Origin of the sequence: Holospora obtusa F1, from assembly GCF_000469665.2 — a bacterium.
Taxonomy (GTDB): Bacteria; Pseudomonadota; Alphaproteobacteria; order Holosporales; family Holosporaceae; genus Holospora; species Holospora obtusa.
Genome location: NZ_AWTR02000010.1, coordinates 1 through 4,113 on the forward strand (window position 1 = coordinate 1; position 4,113 = coordinate 4,113).

Genomic DNA, 4,113 nt, shown 5'->3' on the forward strand with positions numbered 1-4,113 from the left:
CTATACATATCAAGAAGATCCAGTTTCATTTTTTGTCCTTAAAAACTTACAGACGAAAAATATGATGATTTCAAGCAGAAATCAACTATTGCTGCGTAACATCAGTATTTAATACTAGTATGTGTTTTTGTGTATCGGAGGCTAAAGAAGTTAGGCTTTAGCTATAAAAAAATCTTTACCTACTTTCAAGCAAGCCAAGAAAAATGAGAGCGATATAAAGAAACTATAAAAAGCATATCGTCAAAAAATCTTGTGTATATTGATGAAAGCGGTGTTGAGATGGCTATTCTGGACATATTTTTCTTTTATTTGGCCTTCTTATTCTCTGTGACTTTAACTCCAAAATGGGCTAAATCCAAGCACATTCGCAAGTTTACCCGCTTCTGGATCAATTCATTTTCTTCTTTTTATAACGAATTGATTATCCATATTATGTGTCGAAAATTTAGTAAACCCCCCTTATCATGCATGCTTTTTATTCCTGTAAAAAAAATAGAAAAGAACAAAGGGAAAACCATAAGGATATTTACAATATTAGACAACTTATAGAGAATTCATTTCTTCACCTGAAACGCTGAAGAGGTCTTGCAACGCGATTGCGAGAAAAATACTTTGCATTTCTTGCTTTTGTTCAAATCAGATACATTTTCCTTTGGTTGAACATCTGGTGACGATACTATTTAATATATTTTTTTCCAACTTTGGTATATCGTTTAGGTATGAAAGCTTTATTTAACAGGTAAGCTTCCATACGTTTTACGCGTTTTTTTCTAAATGATTACTTGTTTTATATCGACTTAATTATTTATTGTCTTTTGATATTTCTTGGATAGGTTTTCCTCCACTTATTTCTTCCAAAAAAGCAAGTAACTCTCTTTCTACTTTTGCAATTCTATTTTCTAGTTCTGGACCTAAATTTTCGATGTTAACTTGCGTTCGCTCTAAACGTATAAGTTTTAGAACTTTAGCACGTATTTGTTTATCGGTATCATCCTCCATGTTCAAAGAATCAACAGAACGTAGAGCATCAAAAAATTCTTTTCCTCTGGTATCTAAAGAGGCTTTTTGTTCTCTATCTTTATCTTTAATCATAAATTTTTCAACGACATCAAGAGCGTCTATGAGCATTTGTTTTTTTTGCTCTTTTTCATCAGCTGCGCCTTCTTGATTGCGTTTCACCTTTTTTCTAGGATTTTCATAGATAGCAAGCCCCTCTTCTTTGTCGTTTTTTAAACGAAAAAGAATGTGAGAAAAATAACTTGAAGCTTTTTGGAGAACTTTACTAATCCTATCGCTCCTTTTACTGATTGGTATTTTTGCAAATTCTTCATTAATTAAGCCTCTACTATCTATGCAATTAAATCCAAAATCACCTGCCGAAGTTTTTCTTTTTTCTTTTTTTTTATTGGATTCAAAAATTATCGCATATATTTTATTCAAAACTTGCTGTTTCCAAGGCAGAACATTTTCTTCAAGATCCGTCAAATCTCTACTTTGACTTAAACAAATTTTAACAGGATTCTCTATTGCTTTGTTAAGCATATTTATTATGTACTCCAACCGATTAATGTCATTTATTCTTTCCTCATTTGAGACAGGGATGAAATTAGGAAGATTTAAGTCGTGTAAGTTGTATGAATCCTGTGAATTGCAAACTTTTTCTACCGTTTCTATTAAAACATTGTCATCCATAGCTAACGCAGAAAAACTAAAAAATCCAGATAATAAAAAAAATATTTTTTTCATATTGACTCCTTTTTTTATTGTATAAAGTTTACTTCTTTTTGATTATAAAAAAAAAACATTAATAAATAAAAAATTTTAAAAAGATAAGATTTGCTAAACAAAAATATAGAAGAAAATTCTCCCGGTAGGTAGTTAAGAGCGTTCAGTGAGTGGTTCAGCTATAAAAAAAGTCTAAAGCATCCAACGGTGAGTCAAGAAGAAAGGTCTATATTTTGTTAAGAAATAGCTCTATATCAAAAGGAGAATAGGCCAATTAATACATAAATAAAAGTAGTTTTGGTCGCGACATGCTAAGAACGCAAGGATATGTATTGGAAGAAGAGTGGTGTTATGGAAGGCGAGATTGTAGCGCAAAAGGCAGAACAGTGAAAGCATGGAAAGTAACGTGGACGCTGTTAGATTGAAAGCTCTTCTGCGTTAACACAAAAATTTTTACAGCTTGGGTGGGTTGAGAAGAGATTCTGGACATATTTTTTTTACTTGGCCTTCTTATTCTCTGTGACTTTAACTCCAAAATGGGCTAAATCCAAGCACATTCGCAAGTTTACTCGCTTCTAGATCAATTCATTTTCTTCTTTTTATAACGAATTGATTATCCATAGTATGTATCGAAAATTTAGTACCCCCCCCCTTATCATGAGCAAGATAAAATTTACTAACATTTTATTCACTTATTTCAATAATAGAAACTTCATCGATGCTCCTCATTATATGATTTTATGATTTTTTATGAAAAATCGTGTTGTAAAAGAGTACTCTGAATTTCGTGAACAATATTCATACGAACCATATCGTATGCCGTTTCTAAAGCGTGTGAAAAACCAATAGAGTCTGTGCCTCCATGACTTTTAACCGCAATCCCTCTAACGCCCAACCATAATGCACCATTATAAACTCTAGGATCGAAATACGCTTTAAAGTCCTGAAGAAACGGTCTTGCGATAAATCCCACACACCGAGAATAAAAAGAACTTTGAAACACTCGATTCAACATATAAGACATCATTCTCATAGTCCCTTCCCCTGTCTTAAGAGCAATATTTCCAGTAAACCCATCGGTTACTACAACATCCACAGTCCCCTTAGAAATATCATCTCCTTCTACATATCCATAGAAATTTATTTCTTTGCGATTTTTTAAAAGTTCATAAGCTTCCTTTAGAGACTCTTTTCCTTTCTGAAGCTCTGTTCCCACGTTTAGAATTCCAACAGAGGGAAATTCAACGCCCAAAACTTTCTGACAAAAAACTTTTCCCATCAACGCGTATTGAACCAAAGATTTACTAGAGCTTTCTAAATTTCCCCCCAAATCTAACATGATACTTTCGCCTCTACAGGTAGGAATTTGCGAAACAATAGCCGGACGAAGAATGCCTTCTAAAGTTTTAAGAATTGACTTGGAAAGTGCAAGATACACACCAGTATTCCCAGCGGAAACTGCCCCTTGAGACTGACCAGAAAATACACTTCGCAAAGCGCAAGACATGCTTGTATCTTCTCCAGCTTTTAAAGTAGAAAAAACGTCAGCCTGAGAGCGCACATAAGTCGGGGTATAAATAACATCAAACAAATTCTGAGAAAGAGAAAAATTCTTCAACCCCAAAGAAAGATCGGATTCTACTCCAAAAATCAAAAACTTACACTCTGGACACCTACTATGAAAAAGAAGAATTCCTTTGAGCAACTCCTCAACACCAGAATCTGCTCCCATAACATCCACAGAAAGACAAACCATACTAATTTTCTTTCTTTTCACGCCTTAAAGTGCGACGCTCTGCTTTTGTAATAATAACCTTTCTCCCCTTATAATAACCACATTCCAAACACATATGATGAGGAAACTTATTTTGACCGCATTTTTCGCAGACCCCAACAGGATGAATCTTTATATGGTCATGAGACCTGCGCATCCTTTGTCTGGAGTAACTTGTTCTTTTTTTTGGAACTGCCACAACTCACCCTATTCTACTATCTTCGAAATCATTGTACAAAAAAAAGAAAAAAATTACAAGAGATAACCTTCATTTTTTGCCGATTTTAAGTTTATTCATAGTTTTCATTCTCTGAAAAAATCAGTCTACAAATTATGCCTTATGAAAAAACGTTTTCACGTCCATAAAATACATTAAGGTTATTAAAAATCTTAAACTTTCATCCCGTCACCTTAAAAATTTTTTCTACTTAAGCAACAGGCGATACATGGTTCTTCCCAAAGGGTAGACCGTTTTCTTGAGTTCGTTTGTCAATAACTGATGTTACGCAGCAATAGTTGATTTCTGCTTGAAATAATCATATTTTTCGTCTGTAAGTTTTTAAGGACAAAAAATGAAACTGGATCTTCTTGATATTTATAGCGACTATTTGATA

The 4,113-nt window shown here is 33.5% G+C and carries 3 protein-coding genes; all 3 read right to left on the reverse strand.

Features of this window, described 5'->3' with window-relative positions; translation table 11 throughout:
* Positions 1-801: 801 nt before the first annotated feature.
* On the reverse strand, positions 802-1,746 hold the full coding sequence (locus tag P618_RS00425; RefSeq protein WP_021827893.1) for a hypothetical protein: 945 nt from the start codon (positions 1,744-1,746) through the stop codon (positions 802-804).
* 727 nt (positions 1,747-2,473) lie between these two features.
* Positions 2,474-3,502, reverse strand: coding sequence for a phosphate acyltransferase PlsX (gene plsX, locus P618_RS00430; protein WP_021827891.1), 1,029 nt, complete (start codon positions 3,500-3,502; stop codon positions 2,474-2,476).
* Entirely contained in the window at positions 3,483-3,698 is a 216-nt protein-coding gene (gene rpmF, locus P618_RS00435; RefSeq protein ID WP_040458074.1) for a 50S ribosomal protein L32, read from the reverse strand. The genes plsX and rpmF overlap by 20 nt, the downstream gene beginning before the upstream one ends.
* Between the last annotated feature and the right edge of the window lie 415 nt (positions 3,699-4,113).

Excerpts from the sequence above, each read along its gene's own strand:
- P618_RS00425 (WP_021827893.1), bottom strand. The coding sequence starts at position 1,746 with ATGAAAAAAATATTTTTTTTATTATCTGGATTTTTTAGTTTTTCTGCG.